General features: G+C 55.0%; 16 protein-coding genes. 9 read left to right on the top strand and 7 right to left on the bottom strand.

Annotated elements, in window-relative coordinates; translation table 11 throughout:
• Positions 1-35 precede the first annotated feature (35 nt).
• Together CUN67_RS09675 and CUN67_RS09670 are read right to left on the bottom strand one after the other, a co-directional pair.
• The gene (locus CUN67_RS09675) at positions 36-1,052 is read right to left on the bottom strand and encodes a hypothetical protein (protein ID WP_208715063.1); all 1,017 of its coding nucleotides are present in this window, start codon (positions 1,050-1,052) and stop codon (positions 36-38) included.
• A gap of 22 nt (positions 1,053-1,074) precedes the next feature.
• Positions 1,075-1,638: a hypothetical protein gene (locus CUN67_RS09670; protein ID WP_208715062.1), complete on the bottom strand. Its 564-nt coding sequence runs from the start codon at positions 1,636-1,638 to the stop codon at positions 1,075-1,077.
• Between the two features lie 328 nt (positions 1,639-1,966).
• Between CUN67_RS09670 and CUN67_RS09665 the strand changes: the two genes are divergently transcribed.
• Positions 1,967-3,376: an IS1182 family transposase gene (locus CUN67_RS09665; RefSeq protein ID WP_208715061.1), complete on the top strand. Its 1,410-nt coding sequence runs from the start codon at positions 1,967-1,969 to the stop codon at positions 3,374-3,376.
• A gap of 160 nt (positions 3,377-3,536) precedes the next feature.
• Here the strand turns inward: CUN67_RS09665 and CUN67_RS09660 are convergent, their stop codons facing one another.
• Genes CUN67_RS09660 through CUN67_RS09640 form a run of 5 tightly spaced genes read right to left on the bottom strand, consistent with a single transcriptional unit; the run spans position 3,537 to position 8,207 of the window.
• The gene (locus CUN67_RS09660) at positions 3,537-4,220 is read right to left on the bottom strand and encodes a GntR family transcriptional regulator (protein WP_208715060.1); all 684 of its coding nucleotides are present in this window, start codon (positions 4,218-4,220) and stop codon (positions 3,537-3,539) included.
• 45 nt (positions 4,221-4,265) lie between these two features.
• Complete coding sequence (gene hydA / locus CUN67_RS09655) at positions 4,266-5,681, bottom strand: dihydropyrimidinase (RefSeq protein WP_208715059.1); 1,416 nt, start codon at positions 5,679-5,681, stop codon at positions 4,266-4,268.
• Positions 5,678-6,427 (bottom strand): amino acid ABC transporter permease, encoded by a 750-nt coding sequence (locus CUN67_RS09650; protein ID WP_208715058.1) that lies wholly within the window; start codon positions 6,425-6,427, stop codon positions 5,678-5,680. The genes hydA and CUN67_RS09650 overlap by 4 nt, the downstream gene beginning before the upstream one ends.
• A gap of 17 nt (positions 6,428-6,444) precedes the next feature.
• Complete coding sequence (locus tag CUN67_RS09645; RefSeq protein ID WP_217621302.1) at positions 6,445-7,275, bottom strand: ABC transporter substrate-binding protein; 831 nt, start codon at positions 7,273-7,275, stop codon at positions 6,445-6,447.
• A gap of 35 nt (positions 7,276-7,310) precedes the next feature.
• The gene (locus CUN67_RS09640) at positions 7,311-8,207 is read right to left on the bottom strand and encodes a dihydrodipicolinate synthase family protein (RefSeq protein ID WP_084874788.1); all 897 of its coding nucleotides are present in this window, start codon (positions 8,205-8,207) and stop codon (positions 7,311-7,313) included.
• A gap of 90 nt (positions 8,208-8,297) precedes the next feature.
• Here CUN67_RS09640 and CUN67_RS09635 point away from each other — a divergent pair, with 90 nt between their 5' ends.
• The 8 genes from CUN67_RS09635 (at position 8,298) to CUN67_RS09600 (ending at position 18,749) form a co-directional block, all read left to right on the top strand.
• A complete protein-coding gene (locus tag CUN67_RS09635) occupies positions 8,298-11,255 on the top strand; it encodes an FAD-dependent oxidoreductase (RefSeq protein ID WP_208715057.1) in 2,958 nt (985 codons plus the stop codon).
• Positions 11,248-12,480, top strand: coding sequence for a M20/M25/M40 family metallo-hydrolase (locus CUN67_RS09630; RefSeq protein ID WP_208715056.1), 1,233 nt, complete (start codon positions 11,248-11,250; stop codon positions 12,478-12,480). Before CUN67_RS09635 ends, CUN67_RS09630 begins: the two co-directional genes overlap by 8 nt.
• Positions 12,477-13,205: an amino acid ABC transporter ATP-binding protein gene (locus tag CUN67_RS09625; RefSeq protein WP_084874777.1), complete on the top strand. Its 729-nt coding sequence runs from the start codon at positions 12,477-12,479 to the stop codon at positions 13,203-13,205. The genes CUN67_RS09630 and CUN67_RS09625 overlap by 4 nt, the downstream gene beginning before the upstream one ends.
• A 16-nt stretch (positions 13,206-13,221) precedes the next feature.
• On the top strand, positions 13,222-14,154 hold the full coding sequence (locus CUN67_RS09620; RefSeq protein ID WP_208715055.1) for a LysR family transcriptional regulator: 933 nt from the start codon (positions 13,222-13,224) through the stop codon (positions 14,152-14,154).
• Between the two features lie 199 nt (positions 14,155-14,353).
• Positions 14,354-15,580 (top strand): MFS transporter, encoded by a 1,227-nt coding sequence (locus CUN67_RS09615; RefSeq protein ID WP_208715054.1) that lies wholly within the window; start codon positions 14,354-14,356, stop codon positions 15,578-15,580.
• Positions 15,581-15,638: 58 nt separating this feature from the next.
• A complete protein-coding gene (locus tag CUN67_RS09610) occupies positions 15,639-17,138 on the top strand; it encodes an amidase (RefSeq protein ID WP_208715053.1) in 1,500 nt (499 codons plus the stop codon).
• A gap of 11 nt (positions 17,139-17,149) precedes the next feature.
• Positions 17,150-17,497, top strand: a complete 348-nt coding sequence (locus tag CUN67_RS09605) for a RidA family protein (RefSeq protein ID WP_208715052.1) — start codon at positions 17,150-17,152, stop codon at positions 17,495-17,497.
• A gap of 4 nt (positions 17,498-17,501) precedes the next feature.
• On the top strand, positions 17,502-18,749 hold the full coding sequence (locus tag CUN67_RS09600) for an NAD(P)/FAD-dependent oxidoreductase (protein WP_208715051.1): 1,248 nt from the start codon (positions 17,502-17,504) through the stop codon (positions 18,747-18,749).
• Positions 18,750-18,752: the final 3 nt, after the last annotated feature.

The raw sequence follows: 18,752 nt of genomic DNA, 5'->3' as shown, positions 1-18,752 counted from the left end.
TTCTTTTTCGTACTTATCAAACTCCCCCTTCCAAATCACGGCACTTTTTCATCAGTTGAAGTTTTAGACGAAATAATTTTGAGTGACTTGTCAAGACCAGGTGGTTCAACTATAAATACATCCTTGCTATAGGAAACCTTCCAGATATGAGTTCCCTCAGGCAGCCTGCTGGTATCTATTTTATAGAGTATTCTGGCCCTGTTTGAACGCCCACCATATTGGTTTGTCCCTATTATTTCATTGACGATTTTTTCCTCGGTGCTATCTTTCGGTGTGAGAGGCGTAACAAAAAAACCCTGAACTTTATCCGTCTTATGACCTCTGATTATATTAGATGCGTTGATGTGATTATCCCTGTCTATATTTATTGATGAATCATAAGCAGTGTAATGAATAACTTCCTTAGGCCATTCTCCTTGCTGAAGTTTAGTCTTGCTATAGACATCCCCATTTTTACTTCTTGCCATAATGACCATGTCCGGCGTATTGGTATTTCCAGGAGCAACTGGTTCACTCCGTCTGGAACTGGAGCTTGCATTTCTTCGTGAACTATTACCATTACCGTAAGGTGCATATAATGCACCGGATGTTGATGGTTTCGAATCCGGCAGCACCGAATGTCTCCCTCCATCAGCATATAAGGCTACTCTTTTTCTCTTTTTCGATGGTCCAGCCTCAGGAACAACATCAGGCTCAACCTCATCCCTTCTCACCTTTGGTTGAACCTGAGACTTTAAATCTGGGCCGACATTGTCATTAACGGGTTTATGTTTCGCTATCCACTCACATTCTTTACCATTTTTTGCTCTAAATAAAAATGCCATCATCTCTCGGTAGCTGCTGGCAGGGATATTATCAATATAATTATCTAACTGTATTTTTGTTAATTCTGAAAAACCCGAAAGATTACTCTTCATAAATTCCTGAAGTGTTGATCTTTGCTCAACTGGAAGATTAAAACCCCCAGGAAGCCTCATTGGCTTACCTTTTTCATCGACATGCTTATGATTCGGACGCAGCATTCCTGTTTTTCCATCATAATCGTAAGTCATTTTGATATCGTTATTGGTCAGTTCAACATAAAGAGTGACTATTAATTAACTCCAGTCGCTCATAAGTACTTTTCTTCCCTTGCTGGCATAGAATTTCATTCCGAGGATCTGCCATCTTTTCCTCAAGTTTCTTTATCAGTTCTTTGCGTCCTTGTGGGTCATTTTTTATCGTTGCAACTAATGCCGTTGCCCAGGCGACTCCTCCCTTTTTTTTCGCTGACATAATCACCTCAGGTAATAAAGCTGTTAAATGTTCTCGTGCCTCCGTCGACGTAATCGCTCCTGGCTCTTGTATAGCGACTATGATTTGAGAGTAATTTTCGAGCAGTTTGTCTGCCGGGTGAGGATAGATACTTATAAATTCTTTTAGTCTGCTTTCGATCTTTTCATACAAATTAGCGTACCCCGCCACCTCTTCACTCAAATACTCATGAGCGAGTTGCGGACTATATTTTAACTTTTCAGCTGCCTCACCTAGCTCTATATTAAGATAACCTAATTTTTTTCCTGACCCAGTCGCTGATGTTGTCATTGCCTCATGATCATAGATCGTATATATCGGCGTATGAGTAACTTCTCTTGGCATAAGATAACCTATAAGAAATGAGGCGGGATTTATCTATAAACGCAACATTCAGCCGCCTCCCTGCACACTGCGCTTGTGCTGCTGATAAGTTATTTAGTCGCAAAAGAATCTTTTATGAAAATCACCCAAAGCTTCTGTATTTCTGCAAAGGGACAGAAAAATCCGTGTTTTTCACAAGAAATATGACACAGATGTATGCCTTGACTTTAACTAATATGACAAAGGCATAACCATTTGGTTATGCCTTTGTCAGACTGCTGACAAAGTCCTGGTCGTAAGACCGGGACTTTGATCTAATAAGGTCAGTGCACTTAACGGACTGACCGCCATGCTCAAAGAACCCGCCCCACAGCAATACCAGTTTGAAATGGTCACCCTCGACGAGCTGGTGCCTGAAGACCATCTGGTGCGCAAAATCGATGCCGCCATTGACTTCGAATTTATCCGCGATGCCGTGGCACACCTCTACTGCGCCGACAACGGCCGACCGGCCATTGACCCCGTCCGCCTGATTAAAATGATGCTGCTGGGCTACCTCTTCGGTGTCCCCTCTGAGCGTCGTCTGGTCAGGGAAATCCAGGTCAACGTTGCTTACCGCTGGTTCCTGCGCATGGGCCTGACGGAGAAAGTCCCGGACGCCTCCACCCTCAGCCAGAACCGTATCCGCCGCTTTAACGACAGCGACGTGTTCCAGCAGATTTTTGACCACATCGTGGAGCAGGCGCTGAGTCAGGGCATGGCGAATGGCCGCGTGCTCTACACCGACAGCACGCACCTGAAAGCCGATGCGAACCCGCGCAAAGCCATTAATGAACTGCGCCCGGAAGGGGTCAGCGAATATCTGGCGGAGCTGAATGCCGCCGTGGAGGCCGACAGGAAACAGCGTGAAAAAAAGCCGCTGCCCGGCGTAAAAAAATCGCCAGAAAGCGCAGCCGCCGTTAAGAATACCAAAGTCAGCACCACCGACCCGGAAAGCGGCTTTATGCACCGGGACAACAAGCCGCAGGGCTTCTTTTATCTGGACCACCGCACGGTGGACGGGAAGTACGGCATCATCACCGACACGTTCGTCACGCCGGGCAATATCCACGACAGCCAGCCCTTCATTGGGCGGCTGAAGCGCCAGATAAGCCGGTTCGGGCTGGAGCCGGTCGCGGCGGGCGTGGATGCAGGCTACTTCACTGCAGCGGTCTGCCATCTGACACAGGAAATGGGCATCGCGCTGGTGCCGGGCTACCGCAGGCCGAACAAAGGCCAGAATGATTATCAGAAAAAGCACTTCCGGTATGACGCGGAGCGGGACCTGTATGTCTGTCCGGCAGACAGCGAGCTGTGCTATGGCACTACGGACCGTAACGGCTACCGGCACTATCGCTCAGACCGTGTGGTGTGTGGCGTATGCCCGATGCGTGAGCGGTGTACGCAGAGCCGGAGCCAGCAGAAAACGGTGACGCGGCACGTGTGGGAAGAGGCGAAAGAGAAGGCGAACGAGCTGCGACTGACGAAATGGGGAAAGAAAGTGTACGCGCGGCGTAAGGAGACGGTGGAACGGAGCTTCGCGGATGCGAAACAGCACCACGGTCACCGCTATGCGCGGTTCCGTGGTCTGATGAAGGTGCAGATGCAGTGCCTGCTGGCGGCGACGGCGCAGAATATAAAGAAGCTGGCGCTTCTGATGCTTTTTAACTGGCTGTTAAGGGAGCTGAGAGGCAGTTCAGGACGCGAAGTGAACGGATAAGAAAATGAATGCCCTGTCAGGGCCGGATGGCGAAAAATATCGCGATCGCGACCTGCGGTCGCTACAAAAGAAGAACCCCACCGGAAAAAGTGGGGTTCGTCAGCAGTCTGACAAAGGCATAACCATTTGGTTATGCCTTTGTTATTAATGACGGGGGATTTTACAACGAGGAAATCACATTATTGCGCAGATTAATGATGTGGCTACGAATAGATGCCAGACTTTTTTCCCGATCGCCTTCACGCATCGCATTGAGCAAATCAAGATGCTCGGCGTGGTTTTCCTGCTGGCGATGCAGCGGGCTATGCAGGCGAAACAAACGCACGTTGACACGCAGTCCTTTTAACACCTGCGCCAGCACCAGGTTACCACTGGCTTCGGCAATGGTGTTGTGCAGCTTTTCATCGAAGCGCCAGAAAAGATGTTCCTGTGCTTCACCGGCGTCAATCAACTCACGCAACTCTTTAAGCAGATCATCCAGCGTACCGGCACTGATTTTATCCAGCGCTTTACCCACCGCTTCCGCTTCCAGCACTTCCCGCAGCGCCATGGTATCAAGGTATTCTTTGATATCGACGGTGCGCACGGTATAGGAACGTGCGCCACGTCGTTCCAGCAGATTTTCACCCGCCAGTCTGACCAGCGCCTCACGCATCGGCGTGCGGGAAACCTGCAACTCTTCCGCCAGTCGCGATTCCAGCATTTCACTACTTCCGGGAATTTTACGTTCGAGGATTAACTCTTTCAGCAACGCATAAACCTGCTCAGACAAACTGGCTGATTTCATATACAACGGCTTGGCAGCCATAATCGCAGCAAGAGTGTGATCCTGATAGTCAGTCATCTTCACGCAGTGTCCAAAAGTAAAATGGGTAATGAGTTTACCGGATTATCCGCTTATTGGGAAAGGCACCGCACAGCTGAGAAACGCACCATTCCCCGCCCTTCCCTGATATTCACCCTCCGCCCAGACCTTTTCACCACGCGATAAGGTGATGGCAGGCCAGGCCTGTACCTGTTTACCTTCATAAGGCGTGTGATCGGCATTGGTGTGCAAATCGCTATTGCTGATGGTTTTATCGATATCCGTATCCCAGATCACCAGGTCGGCATCCGATCCCACCGCGATGCTGCCTTTTTGCGGATACAGGCCGTAGAGTTTCGCCGGTGCGGTCGCGGTTAAATCAACAAAACGCTGGGCTGAAATGCGCTTCTTCAGTACCCCTTCACTCATCAATAACGGCAGACGCGTTTCCAGCCCGGCGATACCGTTGGGTACCAGATCAAAAGACGCATTGTCGCCATGCAACTTCTTACCTTGCGGATCATCGAAGTTAAACGGGCAATGATCCGAGGAAAAAATGGTAAAGGTGCCGTTGGCTAACGCATTCCATACGGCATTCTGGCTGTCGGTATCGCGCGGCGGCGGGCTACAAATGCATTTCGCCCCGTGGAAACTGTCATCGATACCCAAATCCTCAGCCGTGAGAAACAGATATTGCGGACAGGTTTCAGAGAAAATATTAATGCCCTGACCACGCGCCCAGTAAATCTGTTCAATGGCCGCCCGGCTGGAAACGTGGACCAGCAAAATCGGCACATCCACCAGTTCCGCCAGCGAGATGGCCCGATGCGTGGCTTCACGCTCACCAATCGGTGAATGCGCCAGCGCATGGTAGCGCGGCGCAATTTTGCCCTGCTGCTTCAGCCGCTCGGTTAACCAACTGATGCAGTCATCATTTTCCGCGTGAATCATAGCTATTGCTCCGGCTTCACGCGTCGCTTCCAGCACATTCAGAATATGGTGATCGGTCAGTTTTAACGCGTCATAGGTCATGTAGATTTTAAATGACGTGTAACCCTGCTGGATAACCTGCGGAATCTCGTCAATCACCGCCGCGCTGGCGTCAGTAATGATTACGTGAAAAGCGTAATCAATGCAGGCTTTACCTTCAGCACGCTGATGGTAATCGGCGATTGCATCGTGCAGGCTTTGCCCTTTGAATTGCATAGCAAAAGGAATAATGGTGGTGGTGCCGCCACAGGCAGCCGAACGCGTGCCGCTGATAAAGTCATCGGCCCCGACAGAGCCATCGGTGGAAGGCTGATCCAGATGGCAATGGGCATCAACGCCGCCCGGCGTCACCATCCGGCCATTGGCATCGATCACCTGCTGCGCCTGGGTTTCATCCAGTGTGGCGGCGATGACGCTGATACGGCCATCATTGATGCCAATATCACCACGATAACGATCAGCTGCCGTCACGATGTCCGCATTTTTAATGATCAGATCAAAGGATTTCATGGCTGCGTCTCCCGGGTGTAAGCGCTGGAAACTTCCTTAAAGCTGGGTTTAACCGGTTCACTGCTGTGGGTGGTATTTTGATACGCTTTAGCGTAGTGACGTTCGATTTTACGCTGGATAAAGTCCCACAGGGTGGTGAGGAGCAGATAATAGGTGGCGGCCACCATAAACAATTCCAGCACCATAAATTGTTCCTGCATCAATATCTGGGTACGACGCAGTAACTCCTCCATGGAAATCACCGAAGCGATGGAAGTGGTTTTTAATAATCCATTAAAGCTGTTGCCTAACGACGGCAGGATTAAACGCATGGTCTGCGGGAAAATCACGTAACGCGCCACATTCAGCTGATTAAAGCCCAGTGCTTTGGCGGCATTAATTTGCCCTTTCGGCAAGGCCTGCACGCCACCACGAATAATCTCCGCCAGATAGGCCGCTTCATTCAGCACCAGCCCCATCACCACCGCTTCTATCACGGTAAAGCGAATGCCAATCTGCGGCAGGCCGGTATAGATAATAATCAGTTGTACCAGTAATGGCGTGCCACGAAAAATCCAGATATAGGTGCGGGCAATCTGGTTAATCCATGACCAGGGAGAGAGTCTGGCAAAGGCGAGTAATATTCCCAATACCAGCCCGCCAGCCATACCCGCAAGGGTTAACAGGACGGTGTTTACCGCCCCCATGAAAATGAAATAGTTGGTGAGATAATGGAAGTACCCTTCCCAGCTCCAGCCCTGAATCATAATTAGCTTTCCTACAGTTACGAGTGGGGACCCTGAACACTAAAGGTTCCGGTGATCATTTTCGCGCCATACTTGTTAAACAGCGCCGGTAAGCTGCCATCGGCATTCATCTGGTTCAGCACCTTCGCGGTGGCATCTGCCAGATGCGCGTCTTTGAATGCAATAGCAACCGGTGTCGGGTCGATACCAGAAAGCACCTGCTTAAACATCCCTTTGTGCTGATAATCCGCGGCAACGGCGTCGATGCTGATCACTGCGCTGACCTGCTGCGCGCGTAACGCCTGGAATGCCACGGTAAAGTTATCGAAGGTATGAATATCAACCGGCTTGAGGCCTTTGGCTTCCAGCTCTTTGCTGATTTTGCGGATGGTGGTTTCTTCAAAACCGCCGATTTCCACTCCCACACTTTTACCCGCCAGGTCTTCCACTTTGGCAATTTTGCCACTGTCGGCAGGCGCCACGGAAACACTGATGGCCTGGCTTTCATACGGGATCAGATACATGATTTTGGCGCGTGCCGGAGTGAAGAAAATGCCGGTGTTGATCATGTCCCAGCGTCCGCCCTGCAAACCAGGGACCATCGCGGAAAATTCAATACGGGTGTAGTCCGGTTTCAGGCACAGACGTTTGGCAATCTCCTCGCCCAGCTCGATGCGCATGCCTTTTAACTGGCCTTCGCCATCAACATATTGCAGTGGCGGTAAGGTCGGGTTAGTGGACATCTTTAACTCACCCGCTGTCACCAGGTTTGCCCCCTCAATCGGGGTACAGGCCGCGAAGCTGGCTTGCATAAACAGGCTACCCGTAAGAAGACATGCAGCGGCTATCAACGTTTTTTTGGTCATCATTTACATTCTCCGAATAAGCAAAAACAGGACGGGTATCAATGCTGAAAGCTGTTCAGCACGGCGAGTTTTTCTAATTCATGACGCAGAACCTGGTGCAAATCGCTGGCCAGCGGCAGACGCGGTGCACGCGGGATGCCCACTTCCAGCCCCATCATCGACAGGCCCGCTTTGCTGGCGGCGACATAATGTGGCCCGCCAACTGCCCGCACCACGGGCAGAATTTTGTGATACAGCGCCAGCGCTTCATTACGATCGAGACGGTCCACCGCGGCCTCAAACATTTGCGCGCACTGCGAGGGCAACAGGTTAGAAGCCACCGCCACCCAGCCGCAGGCACCGAGCCAGAAGGATTCGTAGCCGAGGATACCGGCGAACACATTCATGCGGTCGCCGCACAGTTCAATGATGTCGCGCACACGGGTGACTTCCAGCGTGGATTCTTTGATATAGCTGACGGTGTCGATTTCCGATAAACGCGCCACGGTTTTCGGCAGCAAATCGACATTGGCGGTGGCCGGGTTGTTGTAAATCATGATCGGAATGGAAAGCGCTTCGCCCACCGCACGGTAATGGGCAAACAATTCGTCTTCGTTCGGGCAGCTATAAAATGGCGGGATGATCATCACGCCATCCGCACCCATCGCTTCGGCTTCTTTACTCAGCTCCACACATTCCGGCGTCCATTCCGCGCCGGTTCCCATCAGCACCGGTACACGCCCTCTTGCGGTGCGAATCACCGTTTCGGTGACCAACTGGCGCTCCTCGCGGGTCATTGATAAAAATTCACCGGTACTGCCCAGCGGGATAAGTCCATGAATACCTTGCTCAATTTGCCAGTCGACCAATTTTTCCAGAGCTGGCACGTCAATTGCTAAACCATCCTGAGTGAAAGGAGTAATTAACACCGTATAAGTACCGCGAAACTGCGCCATGTTTTGAGTTCCTTAAGAAATTGCTTGATGCATACCGTTTGTATACCGTATACATAATGTATACACAAGCGTTGTCGGATCACAAGCGTTATGGAACTCAAATCTCCCAACATCATTCCTGCCAGCAAAACTCTGACCATCTGGTTTGAGGGCAAAGCCGTACCAGCCCTGCCTGACGAAACCATTGCGGCGGCACTCGCGCGGCAAAATATCGTCACTATCCGTGAGACCGATCAGGGCGACAAACGGGGTTTATGGTGCGGCATGGGTGCTTGCTACGAGTGTGTGGTGCAGGTGGATGGCAAAGGATCGCAACGCAGCTGCATGACCCTGGTGCAGGACGGTATGCAGGTGCAGAGCCAGCGCACTCCGCAGCCGCCCACACAGCCTCTGGCTCCGCCGCCAGGTAACCTCACCCCTGAAACACGCGACTGCGATCTGCTGGTGCTGGGCGCAGGTCCGGCCGGGCTTTCCGCTGCGCGTACCGCCGCCGCAGCGGGCGCGAAAGTCATCGTGATCGATGAACGCCCGCAGAGCGGCGGCCAGTTTTTTAAGCCGCTGGCCCCTTCTCATACCCTGCATGGCAAAATGCCGCCGCAGTGGCGCGATGGCGAAACACTGCTGAACGCAACCCTGGCTGCCGGGGTCGACATTCTGCAACAGGCCACCGTATGGGCGGCCTTTTCAGCGCAGGAAATTGGCGTTATCTGGCAGGATCAATCGCTGCTGATCCGTCCTCAACAACTGATCATCGCCACCGGTGCCTATGAGCGCCCGGTACCTTTTCCTGGCTGGACTTTGCCCGGCGTGATGACGACCGGCGCAGGCCAGACGCTGGCGAAAGCGTATCGGGTGATACCCGGTGAGAAAGTGGTGGTCAGCGGTAATGGTCCGCTCAATTTGCAGTTTGCCGCCGAGCTGGTGGCCAGCCAGGGCAAGGTGGTTGAGGTGCTGGAGCGCGCCGCTAAACCGGGGATCAAAATGATGCGGCAGATCCTGACCATGGCAAAAGTTGCGCCTGAACTGTTGTTAAAAGGACGTCATTACCTGTCGATTCTGAAAAAAAATCGTGTTGCAGTGCGCTGGGGATATGAAGTGGTTGCGGCGCACGGACAGGATCGTTTAGAACGCATCACCGTTATGGCAGTGGATCAGAGCGGGCAGCGCATTCCCGGTTCGAGCCGTGAAATCCCCTGCGATGTGCTCTGTCTCGGCCACGGTTTTATTCCCTCCACCGATCTGGCGCGTTCGCTGGGCTGTGAACAGCAACTTGCCACCACCCCGTTCAGCACCCCAACCATTAAAACTGATGCAGACGGTGCAACCAGCGTCGCCGGTGTTTACGTGGTGGGCGATGGTGCCCGACTGGGTGGCGCGCAGATTGCTCAGGTACGTGGTCAGCTGGCTGGCGTCCGTGCGCTCCAGGCACTCGGCAAAACGGCGGCAGGCATCGATATCCGTCAGTTGAAAACACGCCTCGCCAAAGCAGAAGATTTTCAGCAGGCGTTGTGGCAGGTCTATCAGGCTCCCGCGGTGAGCCTGCAATCCCTGCCTGATGAAACGGTGATTTGCCGTTGTGAAAATATCACCCTTGGCAGCTTACGTCGCGCCATCAGCGCAGGCATGGATACCCCCGCCGCGCTGAAGCGTAATCTGCGTACCGGCATGGGATTATGTCAGGGCCGGACCTGTTCCGGCATGGTGGCGCAGCTGGTGACGGAGATGACCGGACGCCAAAAGCAAACCAGCGGATTCTATGCGCCCCGCTTCCCGGTGCGTCCGGTGCCCATCGCTGCGCTGACCTTTGAGAAACAGGAATGGGGTGGCCACAAACCCGCCATCACCCCCAACCTGGCCCGCCCGGTGGAATCTGCGCCATTGCCCCCGCAGAAAACTGACGTACTGGTCATCGGCGGCGGCGTAATGGGCAACTGCCTCGGTTATTACCTGGCCGCGGGTGGCGCTGATGTTCTGGTGGTGGAGCGCGACGATATTAATTTACAGGCTTCCGGGGCCAACGCGGGCAGCCTGCATGTGCAACTGCTGTCCTTCGATTTTGGTGCCAAAGCCGAACAGGGTGGTGGTCCGGCGGCGCAAACGCTGCCATTGGGGCCGGTTTCGGTCCGGCTGTGGCAGGAACTGGAAGCGGCCAGCGGCGAGTCGCTGGAGATCAAGATCACCGGCGGATTGATGGTGGCGGAAACCGAACAGGAGATGCGCTTCCTTGAGCAAAAAATATTGCTGGAGCGCCGCTACGGCATCGAAGCCAGCATGCTGGATGCGCGCGAATTAGCGCGTCTGTCCCCTAACCTTTCCCCGCAGCTCATCGGCGCTGAATTTTGCCCGATGGAAGGCAAGATCAACCCGCTGCGCGCCACTTATGTGGTGAATCAACTGGCGCGTGCCCAGGGGGCCCGTTTCCAGCGTGGCACCGATGTGATGGCCATCGAACGCCTGTCTCACGGCGGCTATCGGGTGCAGACCAGCCGTGGCGTGATTGAGGCGCAGCGAGTGATCAATGCCGCCGGTGCTTGGGCCGCCAAAGTGGGTGAGATGGTGGGCATCAACGTGCCGGTCAAAGGCGCACCGTTGCAGATGATTGTCACCGAGCGCGCCGCGCCGCTGGTTGATCACCTGATTGCACACGCGGGTCGTCATCTCAGCCTGAAACAGACGGCGTACGGCAGCTTATTAATTGGTGGTGGCTGGAGCGCGCAATTTAATCCGGCCATGCGTATGAATCAGCCCTCGCGTGAAAGTATTGAAGGCAATTTGTGGGTAGCGAATAACGTGCTGCCCGCCCTGAGTGGCCTGCATATGGTGCGCAGCTGGGCCGGGATGAATATCAACATTGATGGCGCGCCGATTATTGGCGAGGTGCCCGGCATGCCCGGTTTCTACAATGCCGTGACGTCCAATGGCTATACCCTGTCGCCGGTGGTGGCCCGCAGCCTGGCACAACTTATTCTTCGTGGCAGCAGTGAGATCAATCTGTCGCCTTACCATATTTCCCGTTTCGATAATCACAGGACTGCTGTTAATGAGTAAACAACGTGTCGCCACATGGATTGAAAACCATTTCCCCGACCAGGTTGAGATGCTGAAAATTCTGGTGCAAACCCCATCGGACAACCCGCCAGGTGATTGCACACCTCATGCTTTAGTGACGGCGCAGCAGCTGCGCGCGCTCGGGCTGGAAGTGGAGAGCTTTACCGTGCCGGATGAGGTGGTTCAGGCTGCCGGCATGCGCAGCGCAACCAATCTGGTGGTGCGTCATCGTTTTGGTCCAGGTCCGACGGTGGCGCTCAATGCCCATGGTGATGTGGTGCCACCGGGAGGCGGCTGGAGCAAAGATCCTTACGGCGCTGAAATTGAAGATGGCTGGTTATATGGCCGTGGGGCAGCGGTGTCGAAATCAGACATCACCACGTATGCTTACGCCCTGCTGGCCCTGATCCACAGTGAAGCGCAGCTGAATGGCACCATCGAACTGCACATTACTTACGATGAAGAAACCGGTGGCGCAACCGGTCCTGGCTGGCTGCTGGATAACGGCATCAGCAAACCGGATTACGTGGTCTGTGCCGCACTCAGCTACTTTGTCGTCACCGCGCACAATGGTTGTCTGCATCTGGAAATTACCGTGCAGGGTAAATCGGCCCATGCTGCCTTTCCTGCCAGCGGCTGTGATGCCATCGAAGCCGGGAACCGTTTAATGAGCGCGTTGTATCACTATCGCGACTCGCTGGCAGAAAAACAGTCGCAGGTTCCGGGCATTGATTCCCCTACGCTGGTCATCGGCCTGGTATCGGGTGGCATTAATACCAATGTGGTTAGCGATAATATGGTCATTCGCCTCGACCGCCGCATTATCCCGGAAGAAAACCCGGAAGCGGTTGAACAGGAATTAATGGCGCTGATTGCCAGTGTGGAACAGCAGCTGACCGGCATTACCTGCCAGGTAAAACGTATTTTGCTGGCGCGCCCTTTTACCTCCTCTGCCGCGAGCATCGCGCTGGCCAGGATCTTCAGCCAGCAGGCGGAAGAAATCCTGGGGGAGCCGATCCCGTTAGTCGGGCTACCACTGTATACCGATGCCCGCCTTTACAGCGCCGCAGGCATTCCGACCATTATGTACGGTGCCGGGCCACGCAGCTTCCTTGAGGCCAATGGGCACCGTGCCGATGAGCGCGTGCATCTCGATGATTTACAGCATGCCACCAAAATCGTGGCCAATAGTCTGCTTACCCTGTTGCAGGAGAAAAACGCATGATCGCCATTAATAATCTGTCGAAATATTATGGTCAGTTGCCGGTGCTGAAAAACTGCACGCTGAATATTCAAAAAGGCGAAGTGGTGGTGATTTGCGGCCCGTCCGGTTCCGGGAAATCCACCTTAATAAAATGCATCAATGCGCTGGAGCCGTTTCAGCGTGGCGAAATCGATGTGGATGGCATGAAGCTCAGTGATAAGAAAACCAATCTCACCGCCCTGCGCCAGCAGGTTGGCATGGTGTTCCAGTCCTTCGAATTATTCCCGCATATGACGGTGCTGGAAAACCTGATTGTGCCGCAGATGCGTAACCTGAAACGCCCGCGTGCGGCGGCATTAGATAAAGCGCAGGAACTGCTGCAACGCGTGGGTATGGAACGTCACGGGCATAAATATCCGGCGCAGCTGTCTGGTGGTCAGCAGCAACGTGTCGCCATCGCCCGTGCACTGGCGATGAATCCCAAAGTGATGTTATTTGACGAACCCACTTCGGCACTGGATCCTGAAATGGTGGCGGAGGTGCTGGCGGTGATGGCGGAACTGGCTGCTGAAGGCATGACCATGTGTTGTGTCACCCATGAACTGGGCTTTGCCCGTAAGATTGCTGACCGCATCATTTTTATGGATGCCGGGGAAATAATTGAAGACGCCGAGACCGAGACCTTTTTCACCACCCCGGCTTCACCGCGCGCACGAAATTTTCTCGACCAAATCATTCATCATTAACGAAACAAGGCTGAGTATGAAAGCACGCCACCTGCAGGAAAATGCCGTCCGCTACTTTCTGGAAGTGGTTCGCTCGGGTTCACTCAGCCTGGCGGCACAGAAACTGAATGTGGCTGCTTCCGCCATCAGCCGTCAGATCAGTGGCCTGGAAGATCGGCTGGGGGAAACCCTGTTCGAGCGGCGTAAGGAAGGGATGATCCCCACCGCCGCCGGGGAATTGCTGGCGGCCTGGGCGATCCGCACCCAGCTGGAAAGTGAAAAGGTGGTGCATGAGCTGGCCGAACTGAGTGGACTGCGTAAAGGTGAAGTGCGCATCGACAGCTCGGCAGGCTTCAGCGTCGATTTTTTACCGATGATGATCGCCTCCTTTCGTCGCCATTATCCCGATATCCATTTTCGCCTGCATGTCACCCACGCCGAAGAGGTGGTGCGGCGGCTGCGCGAGGGGGAAAGTGACCTCGGGCTGACCTTCAGCCAGGTTCCCGAGGAAAATATTCATGTCGCCTGGCGTTTGCAGTCTCGCCTGGTGGCGGTTATGCCGCCCGATCATGTGCTCGCCCGACGCAGCGGGTTACAACTGTCGCAGCTCAGTGGTTATCCTCTCGGGCTGCCGGAACGGCCAATTATGTTGCGCCGCCTGTTCGATGCCTGCTGTAGCCGCCAGGGGATCGTTATTTCGCCGGTGTTTGTCACCAACTCCATCAGCGCGCTGCTGGCCTTTGTACGTTACGAGCAGGGCGTGGTGGTCGCATCGGAAATGACGGTGCGGGAATATATCCGCGCGCATAATCTGTGCGCCGTCCCGCTGGTGGGACAGGATCTGCACGGCATCAATATCGAACTGAATACCCTGGCGGGCCGCAGCTTACCCAAAGCAGTGACGGCGTTTATTGATCATTTTATTCGTGAAATGGAATCCACCCCGTTTATTTCCGCCGTCACATCATAATATTCACTTATTACCCAGCCTCTGAATCAATCCTTTTTCGCTGTTTCTGGCGGCGCGAAATAATAAGGCCTTATCACCACGTTATCTTTGCCGTTTTGCTATGGATAACGTGAAAAAGTTGAAATGGTGATAACCCTGAGCGCATGGCAGGATGAATTTCCGCTGAGAAATTCACGCCTCCGGCTAATAAGGAACTGCCATGCAACCTTCATCGTTTTACCGGCATTGGGTGGTTATTTTGCTGTATATCGCCTGGTGTATCGCCTTTATTGATCGTGTGGTGCTGAGCATGGGAGCACCGGCGCTGACGGCGGAAATGCACCTCAGCCCCGCCGAACTGGGTCTGGTGTTAAGCGTGTTCTATTTTGGCTTCTGGCTGATGCAGTTGCCGGGCGGCTGGCTGGCCGACCGTTTTGGCGCTAAGTCGGTGGTGATTATGGCGATCGGTTTCTGGTCATTATTCACCCTGCTGACCGGTCTGGCATGGTCACTGGCATCTTTATTATTCATCCGCCTGTTGTTTGGTCTGGGCGAAGGCGCTTTCCCCTCGGCAGCCATTAAGAATGCGGCGGAAAACTACAGCACCGAACAGAAGCCCAAAATTACTTCGTTGCTGGTGTCGTCAAATTATATCGGCAGCATGATCGCCCCGTTGTTAATTGCCCCACTGCTGCTGCATTTCCACTGGCGTCACACCTTTATGCTGATTGGGATTTTGGGGCTGGTGTTTGTGCTGATATATAGCCTGACCGTGCGCAACACCCCGGCGAGTGACAGCGAACAGCGGCAGCGGATTAACCTTCAGGACGTGAAAAGCGTCATGCGACACCCGCTGCTGTGGAAAATCGCCGCGGTGTGGTTTGGCCTGAGCCTGATCAACAAAGGACTGGATTCCTGGATGCCGGTTTATCTGATGACCGAGCGTCACCTCGACCTAAAGGCTGTCGGCGTGCTGCTGCCGATCCCCTATCTGATGGCGGGCATCGCGACCGCTATCGGCGGCTGGGTGATGGTGAAATTCTTTAATGGCCGGGAAAACCTGATGCTGCTGTTCAGCGCCCTGTTTACCGCCATCTCTATCGGTTGCATGTACCGCGCAGAAACGCTGACCGGCGTGATTGTCGCCCAGGCATTCACCTATTTCTTTAAATCGTTTGTGCTGGCGGTGGCTGTCGCACTTCCGACCAAAATCCTCGCCCCGCGCATGGTAGGTTCGGGTATCGGGGTGATCAACTTTGGCGGCCAGGCGGCAGGTTTTATTGCCCCGCTGGCGATTGGTCTGATGGTGCAACACTTCAGCTTTGGCTCCGCTTTCCTGTTCCTGATGGGGGCCGCGGCGTTCTCCACGCTGATGAGCCTGACCATCCGCACGGAAAAAACCGGTGCGCGCCTTCTGAATTGCGCACCTGAAAAACCTGCGCGATAAATCGCGCCGCTACGCGTCAGTGCAAACCCGAACATATAAATTAAAGAAGGATGATGCGATGGATACGTTATGCGATCTCCCGGCCACTGAAGCCCGCTGTCTGATTGGCGAAAAGAGCATCGCCCCGAGCGAGCTGCTGGAAAGCTGCATCAACCGGATTGAACAGGTCAATCCGGCGGTCAATGCGCTGGTGGCCTGTGATTTCGCCACGGCGCGCGCCGTGGCACAAAAGCAGGATAAAGCGCTGCTGCGCGGTGAACCTCTCGGCCCATTACACGGCTTGCCGCTGGGCGTGAAGGATATGATCGACGCTGCCGGATTGCCAACCACCTTCGGCAGCGTGGCGAAACGTCACAACGTGGCGCAACAGGATGAGCGGCTGGTGGCGGTATTGCGGGCCGCGGGCGCTAACGTCGTCGGCAAAACCAACGTGCCGGAATGGGGTGCCGGAGGGAATTCACGCAACGCGGTGTATGGCACCACCGGTAATCCGTTTGATACCACCCGCTCGGCCGCAGGATCGTCCGGCGGATCTGCGGCGGCGCTGGCCTGCGGCATGGTGTCGCTGGCAACCGGTTCCGATACCGGCGGTTCGCTACGTAACCCGGCGGCCTTTAATGGTGTGGTCGGTTTCCGCCCGACGGCGGGCCTCATCCCGGCAGAGAAACGCGGTTGCGCCTGGTTGCAAATCTCCACCCTGGGTCCGATGGGACGCACGGTGGATGACGCCGCATTGATGTTCAGCGTGATGCAGGGCGAAGATGCGCGCGATCCCCTGTCGCATGTGGTGCCAGGACGCCAGTTGCGGCAACCACAGGAGTTCTTCCCGCTGGCCGCGATCGATCTTTCCTCGCAACGCCTGGCCTGGAGCAGTGATTTCGGCTTTGCCCCGACCGAACAAGGCGTGGTGGCGTGCTTTCACGGCAAAATGCAGCATATCGCCCCGCTGTTCGCCAGCGCCGAACAGGCGACGCCGGATTGCCAGGGAGCGAATGAGGCGTTCGAAACCCTGCGCTCGCTGTTGTTTCTCACCGCGACACGTGAACTGTATCAGCAGCAGCCGCAGTCAGTGGGGGAAAACGTCCGCATGAATATTGAAGAAGGCTTGCGCTACAGCGCGCTGGATATCGCGCGCGGACTGGATTTACAAACCCAGCTGTATCGGCGCTGGGAAGCGTTTTTTCACGACTATGATTATATGGTGTCGCCAGCGGTCACCATCAGCCCACGTCCGTGGACCGAACTTTATCCGCGTGAAATCAACGGCCAGCCGACACGGACCTATTATCACTGGCTGGCGCTGGCGTATGTCACCTCGCTGGCCGGGCTGCCCTCCCTTTCCTTACCACTGGGGCGGGATGCGCAGGGGATGCCGTTTGGTTTGCAGATCATCGGCAAGCGTGGGGACGACACGGGCGTGCTGCGGGTGGCCAAAGCGCTGGAGCAGAAATTTAGCCATGATCCGCAGCTGGCGCGCCCGCAACCGGACATTGCCGCGCTGCGTCAGGCGTCGCCCATCGCCAGTATGGCGGATTTTTATCTCCCTTTAGGAAAGTAAACGAGGACAACATGAATTTACCTTTTTCCAAAGTCCGTCTGGTCGGTGATCAGGTGTGGCTCTCAGGTGTGATTGGGTTTGAAGAGGATGGCTCGCTGGCGGCGGAAGTCAGCCGCCAGACTGACCGCGTGATGCACACCATTCAGGCCACGCTGGCCGAACAAGGCTGCACCCTGGCAGATATCTTCTCCTGTACCGTATATCTCACCGACGCCGATTTGTTCGCCCCGTTTAATCTGGCGTATGCCAAATGGTTCAGCGATCCTTTGCCGGTCAGAACCACGGTACTGGCGGGTCTGGTGCTACAGGAAGCGTTGCTGGAGATCACCGTGGTCGCGCAAAAACCCACTGCGGAGTAAAGCGATGGCGCATGATGTGTTAGTGCTGGGGGCCGGAATGGTTGGGGTAAGTTGCGCCCTGCATCTCCAGCAACGAGGTTATGATGTCGCGCTGCTGGACCGGCGCGATCCCGGCGAAGAAACCTCCTATGGCAATGCGGGCATTATCCAGCGCGAGGCGGTTAACCCTTACGCTTTCCCGCGTGAACTCAGTACCTTACTCAGCGTGGCGGGCAATCGTCGGCTGGATGTGCGTTATCATCCGCGCGCGATCCCTTCCCTCATCTCGCCGCTGTTGCGCTACTACGCCCATTCGGCACCCCAGGCTTATGCGCCGATCGCGAAGGCTTACGCCTCGCTGATCGCCTTATCGATCGATACCCATGAAGCGTTACTGGATGCCGCCAACGCTCGCCATTTGCTGGGCGAGCGCGGCTGGTTGATGTTGTTCCGCAGTGATAAACAGCGCGATGCGGCCTTTCTCGACGCTGACAAATTGCTGGCAATGGGAGTAAATCATCGCAAGCTGGACGCGGCCCAGCTACAGGCCACCGAACCCGCATTACGCGCACCGCTAAGCGGCGCGGTGTACTGGACTGACCCACTGACGGTGCGCGATCCGGGCGCGCTGGTAAAAGCCTATGCGGCCTTGTTGTTTGCACGCGGAGCGGCCTGGCATCAGGGTAACGCCCAGACGCTGCGCCCGACGGCGGACGGTGGCTGGCAGGTGCAAACGCAGAGTGGCGAAGGGTTGCAGGCGCGTCAGGTGGTGGTGGCGCTCGGTCCCTGGAGTCCACAGCTGACCGGTGATTTTGGCTATCGCCCGCCGCTGTTTGTGAAGCGCGGTTACCATCAGCATTTCCAGCCGGTAGCGGGAGCAACGCCACGCCACTGGATGCTGGATGAAGAACGGGGTTATCTGCTCGCGCCGATGGCGCGCGGTTTACGCATCACCACCGGAGCGGAACTGGCCCATATTGATGCGCCTGCCACCCCTGTTCAGCTTCAGGCAGTGGAACAGGTGGCGCGCCAGCTGGTGCCTATGGGTGCCGCCGTGGAAGCCGAACCCTGGAAAGGTGCGCGTCCCTGTATGCCGGATATGAAACCGGTGATCGGCGCGGTGCCGGGCCAGCCAGGTATGTGGTGTGCGTTTGGTCATGGTCATCAGGGATTTACCCTCGGCCCAGCCACCGGTATGTTGCTGGCCGAAATGATGCACGGCGAGCGTAGCAGCATTGCGATGGAGGCGTTTAGCCCGGCACGACGTTTTTAACGC

It is taken from the genome of Pantoea cypripedii (assembly GCF_011395035.1).
GTDB lineage: Bacteria > Pseudomonadota > Gammaproteobacteria > Enterobacterales > Enterobacteriaceae > Pantoea > Pantoea cypripedii_A.
This window is presented reverse-complemented; position numbering and strand designations above follow the sequence as displayed.

Bases quoted from the DNA above. Each gene is read 5' to 3' on its own strand.
- CUN67_RS09630 (WP_208715056.1), top strand. From the start codon at position 11,248: ATGAGTAAACAACGTGTCGCCACATGGATTGAAAACCATTTCCCCGAC.
- CUN67_RS09650 (WP_208715058.1), bottom strand. From the start codon at position 6,427: ATGATTCAGGGCTGGAGCTGGGAAGGGTACTTCCATTATCTCACCAAC.
- CUN67_RS09620 (WP_208715055.1), top strand. From the start codon at position 13,222: ATGAAAGCACGCCACCTGCAGGAAAATGCCGTCCGCTACTTTCTGGAA.
- CUN67_RS09635 (WP_208715057.1), top strand. From the start codon at position 8,298: ATGGAACTCAAATCTCCCAACATCATTCCTGCCAGCAAAACTCTGACC.
- CUN67_RS09665 (WP_208715061.1), top strand. From the start codon at position 1,967: ATGCTCAAAGAACCCGCCCCACAGCAATACCAGTTTGAAATGGTCACC.
- CUN67_RS09610 (WP_208715053.1), top strand. From the start codon at position 15,639: ATGGATACGTTATGCGATCTCCCGGCCACTGAAGCCCGCTGTCTGATT.
- CUN67_RS09640 (WP_084874788.1), bottom strand. From the start codon at position 8,207: ATGGCGCAGTTTCGCGGTACTTATACGGTGTTAATTACTCCTTTCACT.
- CUN67_RS09600 (WP_208715051.1), top strand. From the start codon at position 17,502: ATGGCGCATGATGTGTTAGTGCTGGGGGCCGGAATGGTTGGGGTAAGT.
- CUN67_RS09645 (WP_217621302.1), bottom strand. From the start codon at position 7,275: ATGATGACCAAAAAAACGTTGATAGCCGCTGCATGTCTTCTTACGGGT.
- CUN67_RS09615 (WP_208715054.1), top strand. From the start codon at position 14,354: ATGCAACCTTCATCGTTTTACCGGCATTGGGTGGTTATTTTGCTGTAT.
- CUN67_RS09625 (WP_084874777.1), top strand. From the start codon at position 12,477: ATGATCGCCATTAATAATCTGTCGAAATATTATGGTCAGTTGCCGGTG.
- CUN67_RS09675 (WP_208715063.1), bottom strand. From the start codon at position 1,052: ATGACTTACGATTATGATGGAAAAACAGGAATGCTGCGTCCGAATCAT.
- CUN67_RS09660 (WP_208715060.1), bottom strand. From the start codon at position 4,220: ATGACTGACTATCAGGATCACACTCTTGCTGCGATTATGGCTGCCAAG.
- CUN67_RS09670 (WP_208715062.1), bottom strand. From the start codon at position 1,638: ATGCCAAGAGAAGTTACTCATACGCCGATATATACGATCTATGATCAT.
- hydA (WP_208715059.1), bottom strand. From the start codon at position 5,681: ATGAAATCCTTTGATCTGATCATTAAAAATGCGGACATCGTGACGGCA.
- CUN67_RS09605 (WP_208715052.1), top strand. From the start codon at position 17,150: ATGAATTTACCTTTTTCCAAAGTCCGTCTGGTCGGTGATCAGGTGTGG.